This window comes from Haloarcula halobia (assembly GCF_029338255.1).
Taxonomy (GTDB): domain Archaea; phylum Halobacteriota; class Halobacteria; order Halobacteriales; family Haloarculaceae; genus Haloarcula; species Haloarcula halobia.
Window position 1 is genome coordinate 3,102,268 of sequence record NZ_CP119787.1, and the last position, 16,947, is coordinate 3,119,214.

At 67.6% G+C, this 16,947-nt stretch carries 20 protein-coding genes and 1 tRNA gene; 10 read left to right on the plus strand and 11 right to left on the minus strand.

Features of this window, described 5'->3' with window-relative positions:
- The first annotated feature begins 103 nt into the window (after positions 1-103).
- The 4 genes from P1K88_RS16370 (at position 104) to P1K88_RS16385 (ending at position 2,672) form a co-directional block, all read left to right on the plus strand.
- Positions 104-523: an SRPBCC family protein gene (locus P1K88_RS16370; RefSeq protein ID WP_276411292.1), complete on the plus strand. Its 420-nt coding sequence runs from the start codon at positions 104-106 to the stop codon at positions 521-523.
- 69 nt (positions 524-592) lie between these two features.
- Entirely contained in the window at positions 593-895 is a 303-nt protein-coding gene (locus tag P1K88_RS16375) for a CGCGG family putative rSAM-modified RiPP protein (RefSeq protein WP_276411293.1), read from the plus strand.
- Positions 892-1,965 (plus strand): TIGR04053 family radical SAM/SPASM domain-containing protein, encoded by a 1,074-nt coding sequence (locus tag P1K88_RS16380; RefSeq protein WP_276411294.1) that lies wholly within the window; start codon positions 892-894, stop codon positions 1,963-1,965. Before P1K88_RS16375 ends, P1K88_RS16380 begins: the two co-directional genes overlap by 4 nt.
- A gap of 65 nt (positions 1,966-2,030) precedes the next feature.
- A complete protein-coding gene (locus tag P1K88_RS16385; protein WP_276411295.1) occupies positions 2,031-2,672 on the plus strand; it encodes a helix-turn-helix domain-containing protein in 642 nt (213 codons plus the stop codon).
- A gap of 5 nt (positions 2,673-2,677) precedes the next feature.
- On the opposite strand, the gene P1K88_RS16390 is transcribed toward P1K88_RS16385, so the two are convergent.
- The 3 genes from P1K88_RS16390 to P1K88_RS16400 all read right to left on the minus strand — a co-directional run bounded on the left by P1K88_RS16390 (position 2,678) and on the right by P1K88_RS16400 (position 4,832).
- The gene (locus P1K88_RS16390) at positions 2,678-3,766 is read right to left on the minus strand and encodes a hypothetical protein (protein ID WP_379786721.1); all 1,089 of its coding nucleotides are present in this window, start codon (positions 3,764-3,766) and stop codon (positions 2,678-2,680) included.
- A 96-nt stretch (positions 3,767-3,862) separates the two neighbouring features.
- Positions 3,863-4,090, minus strand: coding sequence for a DUF2249 domain-containing protein (locus tag P1K88_RS16395; protein WP_276411297.1), 228 nt, complete (start codon positions 4,088-4,090; stop codon positions 3,863-3,865).
- Between the two features lie 364 nt (positions 4,091-4,454).
- On the minus strand, positions 4,455-4,832 hold the full coding sequence (locus tag P1K88_RS16400) for a hypothetical protein (RefSeq protein WP_276411298.1): 378 nt from the start codon (positions 4,830-4,832) through the stop codon (positions 4,455-4,457).
- A 215-nt stretch (positions 4,833-5,047) separates the two neighbouring features.
- On the opposite strand from P1K88_RS16400, the gene P1K88_RS16405 reads away from it, so the two are divergent.
- Complete coding sequence (locus P1K88_RS16405) at positions 5,048-5,764, plus strand: hypothetical protein (RefSeq protein WP_276411299.1); 717 nt, start codon at positions 5,048-5,050, stop codon at positions 5,762-5,764.
- 185 nt (positions 5,765-5,949) lie between these two features.
- On the opposite strand, the gene P1K88_RS16410 is transcribed toward P1K88_RS16405, so the two are convergent.
- The 3 genes from P1K88_RS16410 to P1K88_RS16420 all read right to left on the minus strand — a co-directional run bounded on the left by P1K88_RS16410 (position 5,950) and on the right by P1K88_RS16420 (position 8,137).
- A tRNA-Ile gene (locus P1K88_RS16410) sits at positions 5,950-6,023 on the minus strand.
- Between the two features lie 91 nt (positions 6,024-6,114).
- Complete coding sequence (locus tag P1K88_RS16415; RefSeq protein WP_276411300.1) at positions 6,115-6,684, minus strand: FxsA family protein; 570 nt, start codon at positions 6,682-6,684, stop codon at positions 6,115-6,117.
- 73 nt (positions 6,685-6,757) lie between these two features.
- Positions 6,758-8,137, minus strand: a complete 1,380-nt coding sequence (locus tag P1K88_RS16420) for a cytochrome P450 (protein WP_276411301.1) — start codon at positions 8,135-8,137, stop codon at positions 6,758-6,760.
- Between the two features lie 81 nt (positions 8,138-8,218).
- Between P1K88_RS16420 and P1K88_RS16425 the strand changes: the two genes are divergently transcribed.
- Both P1K88_RS16425 and P1K88_RS16430 read left to right on the plus strand, forming a co-directional pair.
- The gene (locus tag P1K88_RS16425) at positions 8,219-9,841 is read left to right on the plus strand and encodes a DUF255 domain-containing protein (RefSeq protein ID WP_276411302.1); all 1,623 of its coding nucleotides are present in this window, start codon (positions 8,219-8,221) and stop codon (positions 9,839-9,841) included.
- A gap of 71 nt (positions 9,842-9,912) precedes the next feature.
- Entirely contained in the window at positions 9,913-10,719 is an 807-nt protein-coding gene (locus tag P1K88_RS16430; protein ID WP_276411303.1) for a TrmB family transcriptional regulator, read from the plus strand.
- A 9-nt stretch (positions 10,720-10,728) separates the two neighbouring features.
- Here the strand turns inward: P1K88_RS16430 and mptA are convergent, their stop codons facing one another.
- Together mptA and ahbB are read right to left on the minus strand one after the other, a co-directional pair.
- Positions 10,729-11,673 (minus strand): GTP cyclohydrolase MptA, encoded by a 945-nt coding sequence (gene mptA / locus P1K88_RS16435; protein ID WP_276411304.1) that lies wholly within the window; start codon positions 11,671-11,673, stop codon positions 10,729-10,731.
- Between the two features lie 92 nt (positions 11,674-11,765).
- Positions 11,766-12,803, minus strand: a complete 1,038-nt coding sequence (gene ahbB / locus P1K88_RS16440; RefSeq protein WP_276411305.1) for a siroheme decarboxylase subunit beta — start codon at positions 12,801-12,803, stop codon at positions 11,766-11,768.
- A gap of 109 nt (positions 12,804-12,912) precedes the next feature.
- On the opposite strand from ahbB, the gene P1K88_RS16445 reads away from it, so the two are divergent.
- On the plus strand, positions 12,913-13,998 hold the full coding sequence (locus tag P1K88_RS16445) for an anthranilate phosphoribosyltransferase (RefSeq protein WP_276411306.1): 1,086 nt from the start codon (positions 12,913-12,915) through the stop codon (positions 13,996-13,998).
- A gap of 3 nt (positions 13,999-14,001) precedes the next feature.
- Here P1K88_RS16445 and P1K88_RS16450 read toward each other — a convergent pair whose 3' ends face one another.
- The 3 genes from P1K88_RS16450 to P1K88_RS16460 are packed head-to-tail and all read right to left on the minus strand — an operon-like array spanning position 14,002 to position 15,667.
- Positions 14,002-14,934, minus strand: a complete 933-nt coding sequence (locus P1K88_RS16450; RefSeq protein WP_276411307.1) for a DMT family transporter — start codon at positions 14,932-14,934, stop codon at positions 14,002-14,004.
- A 22-nt stretch (positions 14,935-14,956) separates the two neighbouring features.
- Positions 14,957-15,367, minus strand: coding sequence for a nuclear transport factor 2 family protein (locus P1K88_RS16455; RefSeq protein WP_276411308.1), 411 nt, complete (start codon positions 15,365-15,367; stop codon positions 14,957-14,959).
- Positions 15,368-15,667 carry a hypothetical protein gene (locus P1K88_RS16460; protein ID WP_276411309.1) on the minus strand — a complete coding sequence of 100 codons (300 nt, stop codon included), beginning with the start codon at positions 15,665-15,667 and terminating at the stop codon, positions 15,368-15,370.
- A gap of 81 nt (positions 15,668-15,748) precedes the next feature.
- Between P1K88_RS16460 and P1K88_RS16465 the strand changes: the two genes are divergently transcribed.
- Together P1K88_RS16465 and P1K88_RS16470 are read left to right on the plus strand one after the other, a co-directional pair.
- Positions 15,749-16,342, plus strand: a complete 594-nt coding sequence (locus P1K88_RS16465; protein WP_276411310.1) for an NADPH-dependent F420 reductase — start codon at positions 15,749-15,751, stop codon at positions 16,340-16,342.
- Positions 16,343-16,459: 117 nt separating this feature from the next.
- Positions 16,460-16,942 carry a carotenoid biosynthesis protein gene (locus tag P1K88_RS16470; RefSeq protein WP_276411311.1) on the plus strand — a complete coding sequence of 161 codons (483 nt, stop codon included), beginning with the start codon at positions 16,460-16,462 and terminating at the stop codon, positions 16,940-16,942.
- The last annotated feature ends 5 nt before the right edge of the window (positions 16,943-16,947 follow it).

The window sequence follows — 16,947 nt, forward strand, 5'->3', positions numbered from 1 at the left end:
CGCCCGCAGTTATATCACTTGCCCGCCGAAGCCCCCGTAAATGACGGGCCGAACCCGTTCGGGACCGGCCAAGGCTTATCAGCCTCGGCGGCCGGGTTCGACCATGGAACGGGTCACGCTTTCGCGGACGGTCGACGCCGACCCGGAGACGGTCAGGGCCCTGATAACGGACGTCCAGTCGTTCATGGACGCGCTGGGCCTGGATAACGTGACCGTCGACGGCGACCGTATCACCCTGCAAAACCGGATGGGACTGTTCGACATCGAACTGCAACTCGAGGTCGTCGACGTCGAGGGAGCGGTCCTCGCCTACGAGCAACGCGAGGGCGTCTTCGAGACGATGCGAACCGAGTACACCGTCGAGGACGTACCCGAGGGGACCGAGGTGACTGCCACCACCGAGTTCAGCGCCGTCGACTTCGCGGTCATCGGCGAGGTGCTGGACGCGACCATCGTGGAACGGCAGCGTCGCAAGGAACTGACCGCCCAGCTGGACTGGCTCGAGCGCCAGGTCGCGGCGTGACCGGGCCCGGTTAAACACCCGAACATCTGCGGGAGAGGACAGAGGGGGATGGCGGTGCTATCGACGGACATGCCCGAGACAGACGTCCCGCCGGTCACCGAGTCGGTCCACGACAACTCCTGGTCGGCGAACCTCGAACGGCCGGTCCACGCCGGGGACCGCACGCTAGTCGTCGAACAGGCCATCACCGCCGTCGAGCGTACCCGACCCGGGAACCACGTCAATCTCGTGACCCACGCGGACCACGGCCACCCGGAGACCTATCTCTTCGACGCACTGGACGAGGAGTTCGGCGCGGACGTAGCAACCGAGTACGTCAAGCAGTGTGGCTGTGGCGGGCACGTCACCCGCGCTCAGGTCGGTGGCCGATGACTCCGGGAGTCGCCGTCGACGAGCGGCCGCTGGTGCTCATCTGGGAGGTGACCCAGGCCTGTGGGCTGGCCTGCAAGCACTGCCGGGCCGACGCGAAACCACAGCGCCATCCCGAGGAACTCTCCACGGCGGAGGGCGAGACGCTGCTCGAGGACGCGTCCGAGTTCGGCGACGGGCAGCTGGTCGTCCTCTCCGGCGGGGACCCGCTGGCCCGCGACGACGTGGCCGACCTGGTCGAGTACGGCACGGACCGGGGCCTGCGGATGACGCTGACGCCGAGCGGGACGTCGTCGCTCACCCGCGAGCGACTGGCCGACCTGTCGGCGGCCGGCCTCAAGCGGCTGGCGCTCTCGCTGGACGGCGCCAGCGAGGCCGCTCACGACGGGTTCCGGGGCGTCTCGGGCAGTTTCGAGTCGACCATGGCGGCCGCCGAGGCGGCCCGTGACCTCGACATCCCGCTGCAGGTCAACACCACCGTCTGTGCGGAGACGGTGTCGGAACTGCCGGCCATCCGCGACCGGGTCGAAGAACTCGAGGCCGTCCTCTGGTCCGTCTTCTTCCTCGTGCCGGTGGGCCGGGGCCGGGTGCTGACCCCCGTCGACCCGGCCCGGGCCGAGCGGGTGATGGCGTGGCTCCACGAGGTCCGCGAGGCGGCGCCGTTCGGCGTCAAGACGACCGAAGCTCCCCACTTTCGCCGCGTCGGCATCCAGGACCGCGAAGGCGACTCGACCCCGCCGCGCCGGCGGACCGGGGTCCGGGCCGGCAAGGGGTTCGCCTTCGTCAGCCACACGGGCGAGGTGTACCCGTCGGGCTTCCTCCCGCAGTCGGCCGGGAACGTCCGCGAGGCGTCGGTCGTCTCCGTCTACCGCGACTCGTCGCTGTTCCAGCGCCTCCGCGACGACGACGCGCTCACCGGGAAGTGCGGGGCCTGCGAGTACCGGAGCGTCTGTGGCGGGAGCCGGTCGCGGGCCTACGCGACGACGGGCGACCCGCTGGCGGCGGACCCGCTGTGTGCCTACGACCCCGAGGGGTTCGACGGGTCGGTCCCCGACCAGCACCCGGCCGATTGAGGGGATTTTTCAGCCACTGGGAACTGACGCGGAGCGTTTTGTACCGGTGTGTCAAAGGTGCCGGTATGAGCGCATCGGGGATCAGAGTCGAGCTCGCGGTCGACTCCGGCGAGGCCTGTCCCATCGCGAACATCTCGGAGGAGGCCGGGACGGTGGTGACCAACGTCGCCCGGAGCACCGTGGGCAGCGACGGGCGAGAGGTCGAGGAGTTCACCGTGACGGACGACGGGTCCGTCGCGGACCGGACCGACGTCCAGCAGGTGTTCGAGGCCGACCGGGGCGGTCGGTACCGTCTCGAGGAGCAGGCGGTGACCTGTCCCTGCGAGTCAATCGAGGAGTTCGCCTGTCCCGTCTCGGACGTCCAGGCCGAGGACGGCCAGTTGTTGTTGACGTTCTACGCCCCGGACATCGACCGGATTCGAGCCATCGTGACCCGTATGCGCGACCTCTACGAGGATGTCTCCCTGCGCTCGCTCAGACAGAACGGCACCGCCGCCAGCGAGGACTCCGTGCTGATCGACCGCGGCCAGCTCACGGACCGCCAGCGCGAGGTGCTCGAGACGGCCGTCGAGATGGGCTACTTCGAGTACCCGAAGGGCGCCAACGCCGGCGAGGTGGCCGAGGCGCTCGACATCACCGTCTCGACGTTCGCCGAACACCTCGCGGCCGCCGAGACGAAACTGCTTGGCAGCATCGTCGAGGACTGAGCCGGTCAGCCGCGCTGTCGAGCGAACGCCCCGGTGAGCAGCCACGCGTACAGGAGCGCCCCGCCGAGCGCGACGGCCTCGCCCGCCGTCTGGAGCACCGGTACCCCGGCCGGGCCGCCCCCCACCTGCAGCGCCAGGCCACCGGCCAGCAGCGCGATCGAGGCCAGGGCCGTCCGGTCGGACGCGAGCGGTATCTGCCCGACCGTGGGTGGGTAGAACTGGTAGGCCGCGCCGACGACGGTCAGCCCGAGGAACCCCAGCAGCATCGTCCGGTAGTGAGCGGTCACCAGCGCCGGGTCGCGCCCGACGACGAGGGTGGCGAGCGCCAGCGCCACCCCGGCGACGCCCGCGAGGACGGCCAGCAGCACCGCGTAAAAGCCCACCCGCCGGCGGTCCGAGCGGACGAACAGGACGACGTAGGCCAGCGCGAACCCGACGACGGCGAGCGCCTCGAGCGCGCCCCCGACGAGCACGGCACGCGGGTCGAACAGGCCGAAGCCGAGGAGTGCGGGGCCGGCCGCTCCGGCCGGGAGCACGACGGCGACCAGCGAGCGAGGCGGACTCGCCACGAGGAACCGGGGGAACAGCCGAAAGCCCACGCCGAAGACGAACAGCGCCGCCGTGCCGGCCGCGAGGAGGTGTGACGCCTGCATCGTCGCCAGCGGCGCCCCGCCGGTCACCGTCCACAGGTGCCCGCCGGTCCCGACCACGAGGTAGCCCAGCGCGACGGGAACGACGGCGTTGGCCGCCCTGTCGACCGGTTCGCGGTGGGCGTTGGCCCCGCCGGTCCCCGTGGCGGCGCCCGTCAGGTTGTCACGGAGCGTCCACCCGAGCGTCGCGACGAAGACGGCGACGCCGGCGGCCCACAGGCCCACGCCGAGCGGCCCGACCCACCCGGGGCCGACCGGCGAGAGCGCGATGCCGGCGGCCCCGAGCACCGAGAGTGGGAGCTGGACCAGCGGGGCCGACGGGGCCGCGAGCGGCCGGTCGAAGTACGAGGGGACCAGCGCGTAGGCCTTCCCGAACAGCACGTGCAGGACGAAGCCGTAGAGCGCCAGCGGGACGACGACCCGCCGACCGGCGTCCAGCAGCATCGCGACGTGGGTGGCAAGCAGAAAGCCGGCGCTCGCGGCGACGAAGCCCCGGGACCCCTGGGAGACGAGTTGCGAGCGGGTCACCAGTCGTGTGCCTCACTCGTGCTGTATGATGACACGCCACATGTCACTGTCGACTCGCTCCGTCTCGTGAGCGAACCCCCGCGTCTCCAGCACGCCGTAGAGGGGGACCGGTTCGAAGGCGCTGACGAGTCGGAGGGTGTCCTCGGGACCGAGCGTCTCGAGTGCCGAGACGATCTCGGGGAACGGTTCGCCGTCGATGGCTCTGACGTCGAGTTCGGTGACCGTCGTGTCCGCTGCCATGGCGGGATAGTCCGTCCCCAGCGGCCAATCGCTGTCCCCGAACGTGTTCGGTTCGGGTGGCGACTCGTCGCACAGGTCGTCGGGTGGTAGCGACCGGATGAACATGACTCGATGTGCTTGCGGAGCATTACGGCCGGCGTACAGAGCGCCAGAAGGCAGACCAGCGTCAAGACTATTTAGAGGATATTTGAATTCTGATTTGGGAATGATGTCTTAGTTCACGCACCTCAATGCAAAGTTATCAGAATCATTCAGTGCAGATGAAGATAGAAACCGCAACAACAGTTGTCACAGTTCGTTCAAATCGGACCAATCGTTCAAAAGCACCGTCCCATCGTCAAGAAAAGAGAATTTCCAACCCTATTCAATCGTTGAATTTTAGCCAAATCTCCGGGTTTCTTGCGGCCATATCATCTGTCCATGAGATCAATCCGCCACCTGCGGCAACACCCACAAGTGCAAAACCTGTGTATGATGATGGGAACTGAGGGATGATAGCGAGAACCACTAAAAGTACAAAGAAAAGATGACCTGGTATGCTTACAGCCTGAACTTCCCACTTGGATAGAACATCACGATTTCGAAACACAGTACGAGTGGGAAAGACTGGTGCAAGTTTTCCGGCGTACTTAGGATTCGCCCCAAAAAATCGACCTACCCAATAGTGGTATCGTTCATGCATTTGGTTTCCAATCAAAAATGAAATGACAAAGATTGATAAAATGACGGCTGAGTTAGTCATATTATATCTGTAATCTTTTAGAAGTAGAAATATTTTGGTATGTGGTCTAACCAATCTGTGCCCCTTGATTAACGGGACACTTGCGCGCTGTATTTGCCACGAAGATTGACCCAGTTACTGTCGGAAAATTCATTTTACAATCACACTCACCATCCAAGGAGACCGATTTTTTATCATCGGGCGAGATTATCATTCATCAGTGAATAAATAGCGCAATGACAAACGACAATTCCCCTGATTTGAGTGACTGGATAGATTCTCCGGATCTTGAGGGTGAGAAAAAGACATATCTCGACCTCTCGCAGTGGATTCAACGCCACACCGACGCTTCGGTGTATTGGAACGAGTCAAACAATTCGGGATACGGTGTCTTCAAAACGAACTACAGTAGGATTCCTGATTTACTAACTGTCGGTGAGCATAATATTGTATACGAGGTGAAAGATGCAGACGGGACAGAAAATGAGGATGGAGGGAGTGACGCTGTGAATGATGGAATATTACAGTTAATCGAATATTGGACTGATTATGTAGATGAGGACGTAGAATATCTAATTGAGGATGAACAGATTGAGATTGACATATTCTGTCTTGCGACTAATATGTCGCCATTCGGCCGACTGTACATGGCAGACGGGAATAGTGATGTGCTCCGGACAGGGGACAGTGAAGGTCGGCAGGAAGCAGTCCGATATAGCAAGGTCCCTAATAACGAATTCAATGCTACAGAGAGGGCAATTAGACTGATGTGGAGGTTTGCTAAACACAAGCGGGAAGATACAGATATTGGTATTGGTGCATTGCTCTCAACTCGGCTTGATGAAAGAGATCCCGACCCAACGAAAACTCCGAACTCCCCTGTCGCAGATTACAAACCGAAGACCCTGTATAAGGAGCTCGACCCGTACAAACAGTCTTGGTCAAATTTGTAGTCCATCAATTGCCTGTAGAAGGCACCTCGGCTAAGGTTTTCCAGCAACAGCAAGCAGCTGCGCGAGAAGTGCGGTTCAAATCAACGGATATAGAAAGTTATCTTCAAGAGTGAGTTTGCGGAAAGTGATTGGCTGGGGAGTTTTAGGCCCCAATGAGGTCAAATAGAAATCGACCACGATTGGAGTGGGCCAACTCGGATTTGAACCGAGAGCCTCCCGGTTATCAGCCGAGCGCTCAACCTGATTGAGCTATTGGCCCAGGTGAGCGCATCAGAGTGTACCCGAGGGGTATTGAAAAGGGTAACGTTTCGCCCCGCGGTGCGTGGGAAACCACGCCAGGGAGCAGCCAGTCAGTTGTCGCGTTCCTCGAAATCGACGTCGGTGGCCTGGTCAGGGTCGAAACCGCTCGAGCGGTCGTCGGTGCCAGTGGCGCCACCGGAGCCGGAGGCCCCGCCAGGACCGGGACCGGTCGCACCGGAGCCCGTGGGCGCGCCCTCCTCGTCGGGGAAGCCGCCGATGTATATCTGGCCGCTACCGAGGCCGCCGGTCCGGGCGTCGATGTAGGGGACGATGACCCACCGACGGAGGCCCACGCGGATGGGGTAGCGGGTGACCGGCACCGCGAGCAGCAGGCCGACGAAGTCCGTCACCAGGCCGGGCGTGAGGAAGAACGCGCCGGCCGCGATGAGCAGGCCGCCGTCGATGAGCTCGTTCGTCGGGAGTTCGCCGGTCGCGACCTTCTCCTGGATGGCTCGGAGGGTGGCCCGGCCCTCCGCGCGGACCAGCAACATCCCCACGAGCGCGGTCAGCACGACCAGCGCGACGGTCACCAGGGGTCCGAAGAAGGGGATGGCGACCGTCACCAGCAGGACGATGTCGAACAGCGGGATGAGCAACAGCAGCCCGATGACCCGGAGCATACCCGTGATTGTGGGTCCGGCCCCAAACGCCTTTCGAGACTGTCGGTCGGGGCTGTGCGTGGTCTCCCCCCGCTCACTCGCGCTCGTGGACCCGCACGCGGACCGGGTCGGCCGGCGAGAGCGTGATGCGCATCGCGAGGTCCAGCGGGGGTTCGGTGACCGCCTCGAACCGGTAGCGCCGGGCGATGGTCGCGATGGCGAGTTTCGCCTCCACGCGGGCAAAGCGCATCCCGATGCAGTGACGCGGCCCGCCGCCGAAGGGGTAGTAGGCGTAGTCGGGCAGGGCGGCCTCGAACTCGTCGGTCCAGCGCTCGGGCCGGAAGGCGTCGGGGTCGTCGTACCACCGCGCATCGCGGTGGACGAGGTACTGCGGGAGCGTCAGTTGCGCCTCGGGGCCGACGTCGTAGCCGCCCAGCGTCACCGGCGTCGTGGGCTGGCGGAAGACGGTGAACGCGGGCGGGTAGAGCCGCAGGACCTCCGCGAGCACGTCATCGAGGTAGGGCAACTCGAAGAGGTCCGCCGGCGTCGGGTCCGCGCCGTCCAGCGTCGCGTCGAGTTCGGCGTGCAGTTTCCGCTGTGCGTCGGGGTGGTTCGCCAGCAGGAACCAGGCGTAAGTGAGCGTCAGCGCCGTCGTGTCGTGCCCGGCGACGAGGAAGGTGAGCAGCTGGTGAGAGAGACGCTCCCGGTCCATCGTCTCCTCGTCGAGCGACAGCAGCAGGGAGAGCACGTCGTCGCGGGCCTCGCGCGTCGCGGCGTCCTCGCGCTGGCGCGCGGCGACGACCTCGTCGAGCGTCGACTCGAAGGCCGCCCGCGTCCGCCGGACCCGTCGGTTGACGGGCGTGGGCACCGACAGCGGGAGGTACGCAGAGAGCGTCCGGGGGTCGAGTCGGTCACGGAGCGCGTCCAGCAGCGGTTCGAGCGCGGCGGCCGTCGCGTCGACGTCCACGTCGAGCAGCGTCTTCCCGAGGATTCGGAGGGTGAGCGACTGCATCTCGGGCAGGACGGTCGTCGTCTGGCCGTCGGTCCACCCGTCGGCCGTCTCGCTCGCGAAGCCGGTCATCGTCTCGCCGTACGTCTCGATGCGCTCGCGGTAGAACGCGGGCTGGAGCGCCGTCCGCTGTCGCTGCCACTCCTCACCCTCGAGCAGGAACAGGCCCTCGCCGATGAACTGCCCGAGCGTGTCGTAGAGCAGCTGTCCTTTCTCGTAGTCGCTGGCGTCGGTGACCAGCACCTGCTCGACGAGGTCCGGATGCGTGACGAAGTAGCCCCTCGTCCGCGCGACGTGATAGCCGACGACGTCGGCCTCGTGTCGGCCCACGCGGTCGTAGAAACCCAGCGGGTCCCGGAGCATCGCGAGCGTGTTGTCTACCCAGGGGACGCGCCCGAGCGTCGGGGGTCGGTCCCCGGGCGTGACCGGTCCCGAATCGGCGGCGCGGGCCTGTTGGCTGGCCATACCCGAAACTGGGGCGGCCGACAGTTCGGTCTTTCGTCCCCCATGAGAGGGCATTTGTACGCCCGTCACCGACACGACGCCATGGACGAGTTCGCGGCGGACACGAAAGTCGAGTGGCGCGAGTGGGGGCCAGCGGCCTTCGAGCGCGCCGCCGGCGCCGGCAAGCCGGTCTTGCTGTCGCTCTCGGTGCCCTGGAGCGCGGAGTGTCGGGCGATGGACCGGGCGACGTTCGGCGAGCCACGCATCGCGGCCAACATCAACGACGGGTTCGTGCCCGTCCGGGTCGACGCCGACCGGAACCCCCGGGTCCGCGAGCGCTACACGATGGGCGGGTTCCCGTCGACGGTGTTCCTGACGCCCGCCGGCGAGGTCATCACGGGCGCGACGTTTCTCGGCCCCGAGGGGTTCCGGGGCATCCTCGACAGCGTCCGGGAGTCCTGGGACGCCCGGGGCGAGGCCGCGGGGTCGGTCCCCAGACAACTGCAGGACGAAGCGCCACCGGCCGGCGCGCTGCGTCCCCGCATCGAGGAGCACATGATAGAGCAGCTGCTGGGGTCGTTCGACGACGAGTTCGGCGGCTGGGGAGGAGACGTGAAGTTCCCGCTGCCACGGACCATCGAGTTCGCGCTGGTCAGGGCGCGCGACCAGGCGACGCGCACACTCGAGGCGGTCCGGACCCACCTGCTCGACACCTACGACGGCGGCTTCTACCGGTACGCCACCGAGCGCAACTGGGGGAACCCGCGCCGGGAGAAACTGCTGGACGAGAACGCGGCGCTCGTCCGGGCGTTCGCGCTCGGCTACCGGTACACCGGGACCGAGGCCTACCGCGACGCTGCCCACCGGACCGTCGAGTACCTCACGACGGACCTCTGGACGGGCGACGCCTTCGCCGGCAGCCAGGCCGGGGACGACGACTACTACCGGATGAGCGCCGGCGAGCGCGAGGACGCCGACACGCCCCACGTCGACGAGACGGTGTTCGCCGACCGGAACGGCCTGGCCGTCGACGCGCTGTGCTGGTACCACGCCTACACGGACGACGAGCGGGCGGCGTCGTACGCCCGCCGCGCTCGGGACCACGTCTGTGCGACGCTCCTCGACGGCGGCGAGGTGACCCACTACGACGGCGCGGACAGCGAGTCGGGGCTGCTGGGCGACCAGGCCCAGCTGCTCCAGGGGCTGACCACGAGCTGGCAGGTACTGGGCGAGGCCGGCCCCGCCGAAGCCGTCGCCGACTGGACCGTCGAGCACCGCCGGCAGGCGAGTGGCGCGTTCCGCGACGGCCCCGACAGCGGGGCCGGACTCTGTGGCCGGTCGCTGCACCCGCTGGACGCGACGGTCGAACTGGCCGACGCGCTGGTCGACCTCGCGGCCCTGACCGGTGACGACCGGTACCGCGAGACGGCCCGCGAGGCCGTCGAATCGTTCGCCGGCGCGGCCGAGCGCATGGGCGTCGAAGTGGCGGGCTACGCCGCCGTCGCGGCCCGTCTCCAGGACTCCCGCCACGTTACCGTCGGCACCGCGGCCGGGACGGACCTCCACCGGGCGGCGCTGCGCCTGGTCGACCACGAGACCGCCGTCGTCCCCGACCCTGAGGGCGACGGGACCGCCCGGCTGGTCGAGGACGGCGCCGTCGCCGGGTCGGCGTCGACGCCGGCCGACCTGGAGGCCGTCCTCACCGACGGCGAGGGCGACCGGTGAGCAGTCGCAAGCGGCCGGTGAAAACAGTAAACGCCCGATAAGTTTTTGCGACCCGGGTGTCAGGCACGACCATGGCCAGCCTACGCGACCTGGGGCTCTCCGAGTACGAGGCGCGGGCGTACCGCTCGCTGCTCGAGACCGGTCCGACGACGGCGAAAGAGCTGTCCCGGGCGAGCGACGTCCCGATGGGGCGGGTCTACGACGTGCTCAACAGCCTCGAGACGTACAACCTGGTGCGGAGTCAGACGGCGAGTCGCCCCAAGAAGTACGTCGCCGTCGAACCGGACACGGCACTGGACCGGTTGCTCGAGGACAAGAAACGCGAGCTCGACGAGAAGGCCCAGCAGTACGAGGACATCGTCGACGACCTGGGCGACCAGCTGGAGACCGGCGACCCGGTCGAGGAGCCGTTCTGGACGGCGGCGGTCGGGCCCGAGGAGACGCTGGACCTCCTGCTCGAGCGCCTGGCGGCCGCCGACGACCACATCGTCGTCGTGGGGACCGCACCCGCGAGACAGATGGACATCCTCGCGGCGACCGAACGCATCGTCGACCAGCTCGAGGCCGCGCTGGAACGCGGCGTCGAGGTGTCCCTGCTGGTCCGCCCGGACCTCTTCGAGAGCCTCCCGGACGCCGCCAACCGCGAGTACTACGAGCGACTCTCGCCCTACGAGAACTACGCCGCCCGGGCGAGTCAGAACGTCTCGACGACGTTCGAGCTCATCGACGACGTCGAGGTGTGCATCGAGGTTCCCCACCCGCTGGGACGGGAGGAAACGTTCGGCGTCATCGACCTGAAGGACCCGGAGTTCACCCGGGACGTCCGCGACGCCTTCGAGGAACACTGGGAGGACGCGACGCCCATCGGGCCGCCCTGAGCCCCGGCCTCAGTCGTCGGCGAGGCGGTCCGCTTCGACCTCCGTCCGGAGCGTCCCGAACTCGGCGACCCGTTCGGCGTGGGCGTTGTGCTGGTGGATGGACTCGTCGTTGGACTGTTTCATCGTGACGACCGCGTCGTCCGGGAGGTCGGGGAAGTGCTCGACGACCCCCTCGGCCATCGCCCGCACGCAGTCCTCGACGAACTTCGCGTCCCGGTGGGACTCGTAGGTCATGTGGTCCTCGTCGGGCCGCTTCGCGAGGTTGTAGATGCGCGCGCTCATCGAGTCGCGGGCGACTTCGATGAGCTCGTTCAGGTCGACCTCGGGCGCACCCTCGCTCTCGACGGTCAGCGTGGCGTGGCCCCGCTGGGAGTGGCCCGGCTGTGGGACGTTCGCCAGGAACTCCTCGATGACCTCGTCCTCGACGTCCAGCCCCCGCAGGGTCTCGCGGGCGCGGGCCGTCGACATCCCCTGCGAGCAGGGACAGACGGTCATGCCGACGACGCGGGCGCCGATCTCCTCGCTGGTTCCCTCCTCGGTCGCCGACGCCGAGGCGATGATGTCGGCGGTCGACTGTGTCGCCATCCCGGACTCCGGCGTCTTCTCGCGGGTGACGTACTCCGCTTCCATCCTGACCTCGGCCCGGGTCGTGTAGTCGTGCTTCTCGAGCAGGAGTTCGGCGGCGTCCCCACAGACGTCCTCGACGCGGTAGGCCTCCTCGGAGACGGCCGTCTCCAGCGTCTCGTCGATGACCTCCATGTTCCGGGACATGTCGGCCCCCTTGCGCCAGGACGGGAGGTCGACGAACACCTCGAACTCGGCCATGAGCACGATGGGGGCCTGGTTCTTCCGCCCCAGCTTGAGGAGCTTCTCGACGCCGGTCACGCCGACGCGGTTCAGACCGACTGTCACGTCCGGACTCGAGGCCTGCACGTCCGGGAGTTGCTGGCTCATTGACCCGCCGTTAGGACGAGACGCGGTTAGTGCTTTCGGAAGGACAGATCGGGATCCGGGACGGAACGTTCGGCATCGACGAGCCCGGCGACTCACTCGCCGACGATGTCGTCGTAGCGCGCGCCGGTCTGTTTCAGCGTCGCCGTCGAGTAGAGCCGGTCGTGGGCAAAGGGGAGATGGTCGGCGGCGAGTTCGTCGATCTTGGCGTCGACGGCGTCGGCCTCCCGGCCGTGGATCATGGTAAAGAGGTTGTACGGCCAGTCCTGGTCGGGCCGACGCGGGCGGTGATAGCAGAGCGTGACGTACGGGAGTTCGCCGACGGCCTCCCCGCGCGCGTCGAGTTCCCCGTCGGGGACGTCCCAGACGACCATGCAGTTGCTGTCGAACCCCGTCGTGATGTGGTTGACCACGCAGCCGATGCGCTTGATGCAGCCGTCGGCGAGCAGACCCTCGATTGCATCGAGGACGTCTGTCACGTCGGCCTCGACCGCTTCGGCGATGTCCCGATAGGGCGTCGCCGAGAGCGGGAACCCCGCCTGGATCTCCAGCAGGATGCGCCGGTCGAGGGCCGAGAGGTCGGAGGTGGCGTCCTCGCTGATGCGCGTGGCGCTGGCGTCGGTGTGCTCTATCGACTCCCTGGCAAACCGATCCCCGTTGACGACCGGGAACTCCAGGTCGATGTAGTAGTCGGTCAGCATCGGCAAGACGAGCACCGACAGCCCGGTTCGGGCCTCGATGTCGGCCAGGATCTCGTCGCGTGTCTCCCTCGAGCCGGCGGTGACGACGAACCACATGTTCCACTCGTGGTCGCGGGCGTAGTTGTGGTTCACCTGCCGGTAGCCGTTGACGACCTCGGCCACCTCGTCGAAGCGGTCCTCGGGGGCGCTGACGGCCGCCAGCGTCGAGGAGCCGATGACCGGCGGGTTGAGCACCGCGCCGAACCGGCGGAAGACGCCGGCGTCGCGGAGCTGTTCGACGCGTTCCAGTGCGTCCTCGGGCGAGATGCCCAGGTGCGCCCCGACGGCCTCGAAGGGTCGTTCCCGGACGGGGAAGTCGCTCTGGAACTCGTCGATGAGCGCGGCGTCCACGTCGTCGATGTCCTCGCGCCAATCACCCGACTGGAGGCTCATTGCCACCGCTTAGGGGTGAACGAGTGTATCACTTTCGGGCTGGGAAGGCATTCTCGCGAGGTGAGAACGAAGCGACACCGCTTTTGAACTCAAACCCCAACCCCGGCCCATGGCGCAAGCGACGCGGGAGTACGGTGAATGGCCGCTGAAACGACTGATGACGGAAGTCGTCGGCTCCGGGCACAAGTCGGCCGAGGACATGACCCGCGAGCAGGCACGCGAGGCGTTCCAGCGCATCCTCGACGGCGAACCGGAACCGCTCACGCTGGGGGCGTTCTGGCTCGCCAACCGCTGGAAGCGCAACACGCCCGAGGAGCTGGGCGCGTACGTCGACGTCATGCGCGAGGAGTCGGTCGAGACGGCCGAACCGGACGTCGACCCCGTCGACTGCGGCGCGAACTACGACGGCAAGGACCGGTCGGCCATCCTCGGTGTCGCCTCCGGGGTCGTCGCCGCCGCGGCCGGGACGCCGATCGTCACCCACTCCGGCGACCGCATCCCGACACAGAAACACGACGCCTACAAGCACGTGCTCGACGAACTGGGCGTCCGGACGGAGCTGGAGCCCCGGGAGAGCGCCGACATGGTCGACGAGGTCGGCTTCGGCTTCTACTACCAGCCGAACTTCAACCCGGGTATCCACGCTCTCTGGGACCGGCGCGACGAGATGGGCGTCCGCTCGTTCGTCAACACCGTCGAGACGCTGGCCAATCCCGCCGACGCCAGCGTCCACCTGGGGAGTTTCTACCACCTCGCGTTCGCGAAGAAGATGGCCCGCACGCTCGCCGAGTCCGAGCAGAGCACCGTCGAGCGCGCCCTGTTCTTCCAGGGGATGGAGGGCTACGACGACGTGCGCCCGGGCGACACCATCGTCGCCGAGTGGCCCGTCGAGGGTTCGGAGTCCGACGACGACGACATCGCCGACTTCGAGATCCTGACCGCCGAGTACGGCATGGACCTCACGAGCGAGGACCTGCAGGTGGCTGACGTGGCCGCCGAATCGGCGACCGTCACCGAGGCGGTACTGGCGGGCGAGCGCGAGGACGGCTTCGCCGACGCCGTCGCGCTCAACGCCGCGCTGCGCATCTACGCCGGCCAGGACGCCGACACCATCGAGGACGGCCTGGAGCAGGCCCGCGCCGCTATCGACGACGGGAGCGCCGCGGCGGTGCTCGAGGACCTCAAGACGTTCTGAGGGTCAGGCGCGAATCTCCGCCGCGAGCGCCGCGATGGCCTCGCGTTTGAGGACGAGAAAGCCGCTCGCGACGACGAGGAAGCCGACTATCGTCAGCGGCGTCACGGACTCCCGGAGGACGAGGACGCCGGCGACCGTGGCGACCACGGGCACCAGGTACGCCACCAGCGACGTCTCCAGCGCGCCCCGGACGTCCAGCAGCGTGTAGTAGATGAAGAAGGCGACGGCGGTGGCGAACACGCCGAGATAGGCGACGGCGGCCCACGCGACGGGCGTCGCGGGGAGCGCGAACGACTCGCCGACGGTGGGGCTGACGCCGTGGAGGACGAGCGCGCCGACGAGCATCGACCACCCCGACAGCGCCGCGTTCCCCAGCGTCGGCCGGGCGCGCTGGACGAGGACGCCGCCCAGCGAGACAGAGAGCACCTGACAGAGGACGAGCAGGCGGCCGACGACGCCCGTCCCGAGCAGGTTCGTCGGGTTCGGGCGGACGACGAGGGCCACGCCGAGAAAGCCCAGCAGGATACCGACGACCCCCCGTGCCGAGAGGCGTTCCTCGGGGAGCAACCCCAGCGCCCACAGCGACGTGGCGATGGGCACCAGACTCTGGAGGATGGCCGCCACCCCACTCGGGACGGTCTGCTGGCCGACGAAGAGGAAGCCGTTGCCGGCGATGAGAAAGAGGCCGCCGGCCAGTATCGCCACGAGGCTGGCGCGGTCCGTCGGGAGCCACTCGCGCTCGCCGACCAGCGCGTACCCCAGCAGCAACACGGCGGCGACGTCGTACCGGAAGGCGGCAAAGAGGACGGGGTCGAGCGACTCCAGGCCGACGGCTATCGCGAGAAACGAGAAGCCCCAGAGAACGGCGAGCGTGACGAAGAGGGCGACGGTACGGAATCGGTGGTCCACGTCGGCAGTGCCGGCCCGGAGTCCCATAGGGGACTCGGTTCGGCCCCGCTCAGAGGCCCCGTGCCGTGCTGACGTGCATCCCGACGAACCGCCAGTCGCCGGGGCCGTCGCTGGTCGGGGGTCGGCGCTCCAGCGTCCCGCTCCACCGCGTCTCGAGGTCGTACGCGGCGTCGCGTTCCAGGTCGGTCCACCCCAGTCGCACCAGGTCGGCGAACCACGCGTGTCGCTCCCGTTCGGTGACCCGGAGCGCGTCGCTCTCGACGGTCCAGTCGCGCGTGGTGGTCGTCTGGGACCGGAGGCCCTCGCGGACGGCGTCGGTCCCGACGAGGCGCTCGGAGATGCCGAACTTCACCACGGGGTCGTCCTCGGTGCAGGCGTCGGCGAAGAACCGACCCAGCGGGTCGCCGGCCCTGAGCGCCGCGTAGTACACCCGGACCGTCTCGCTGGCGGTCGCCGGCATTTACGACTCCCGTGCCGCACGGACGTGTGCGAGCGCCTCCTCGGGGGTCATGCCACGGACCCCACAGGAGCAGGCGCGCAGTTCGGGGTCAGAGAGGTCGTCGACCCGCTCGGTGCGGTCCCGTTCGAGCGTCTCCGCGTCCTCGTCGTAGGCGAAGTACACGCGGTAGGAGACCTGCGTGACCCCCTCGATGCGGTGGTCCGCGTCGGGGTCCGGGTTCGCGATGGCGTCGGCGTGTTCGCCCTGCATGGCGGCTTTCCACTCCCGGAGCGTATCCTCCGGGTCCCTGTCGTCTGTCACAGGTCGGTGGTCGCGGCGGGCGGTGAAAAATCCGGTGCCGGTTGGCGATACGCTTTCGAGCATGTAGTCTGTATGTCGCGTATGGATATCGGCATCATCGGGACGGGGGCGGTCGGGAGCGCACTGGCGTCGGGGTGGACGGCGGCGGGACACGACGTCGTCCTCGGGTCGCGGACGCCCGACTCGACGGCGGCGGAGGGTCCCCGAGTCCAGGTCAGGGGCCAGCGCGAGGCCGCCGCCTTCGGCGACGCCGTCGTCCTGGCACTCCCGGCAGGTGCGGTGACCGACGTCGCCGCCTACCTCGAGAACGAGCTCGCCGAGAAAGCCGTCGTCGACACCACCAACGAGTACCCCTTCGCGAGCGACGACCGCTCGCTGGCCCTCCGCCTGGCGGAGACGGTGCCACAGTCCCGCGTCGTCAAGGCGTTCAACACCGTCGGGGCCGAGCGGATGGCCGATCCGGTGATCGAGGGCCGCCCCGCGACGATGTTCATTGCCGGCGACGACCCGGAGGCTTGCGACCTCGTCGGGGCGCTGGCGAGGGACCTCGGGTTCGACCCGCTGCGGGCCGGCGACATCGACGCCGCCGAGCACCTGGAGCACCTCGCGCGGTTCTGGATATCGCTCAGTCAGACCTGCGGGCGCGACATCGCCTTCCGGCTGCTCGAGGAGTGAGTCGAGACCGCCGTCACAGTCAGGTGTAGTGAGACGTGGACAGAAACGGCGTGGCGGCGGTGAACAGTCATCCCCCCTCCCGAACCACCTTTGTCGCGTCGGCCCGACGTGCCACCGATGGACGCTCGCCGTCGCTTCCAGGTGACGAACCTCGTGCTGGTCGCACTCGCAGTGGCCCACGCGCTCGTGACGTGGCCGCTTGCCGACGCCGCCGCGCTCTTTGTCGGTGGCGCGGCCCTGGCGTTCGTCCTCGAGGCCGCTGTCGTTCGGCTTGGCCTGCTCGAACACACCATCGAACCACGGGTCGCGGGCGTCCCCGTCACGGTGGTCCTGGTGTGGCCTGCGGTCGTCTACCTGTTCTACCGCCTCGCCCTGCTGGCCATTCCACAGGTGGTGCCAGCGGCCGCACTCGCCGCCGTCCTCGCGACGCTGTCGGACGTGGCGACGGACCCGATCGGCGTCCGCGACGGCCTGTGGCGCTACCCGCCCTCGCGGGTCTCGCGGCCGCGCTTCCACGGCGTCCCCTGGTGGAACTTCGCCGGGTGGCTGGCCATCGTCTTCGTCACGGCGCTGTTGCCAGCGCTGGTCGGGCGGCTCTGAGAGCA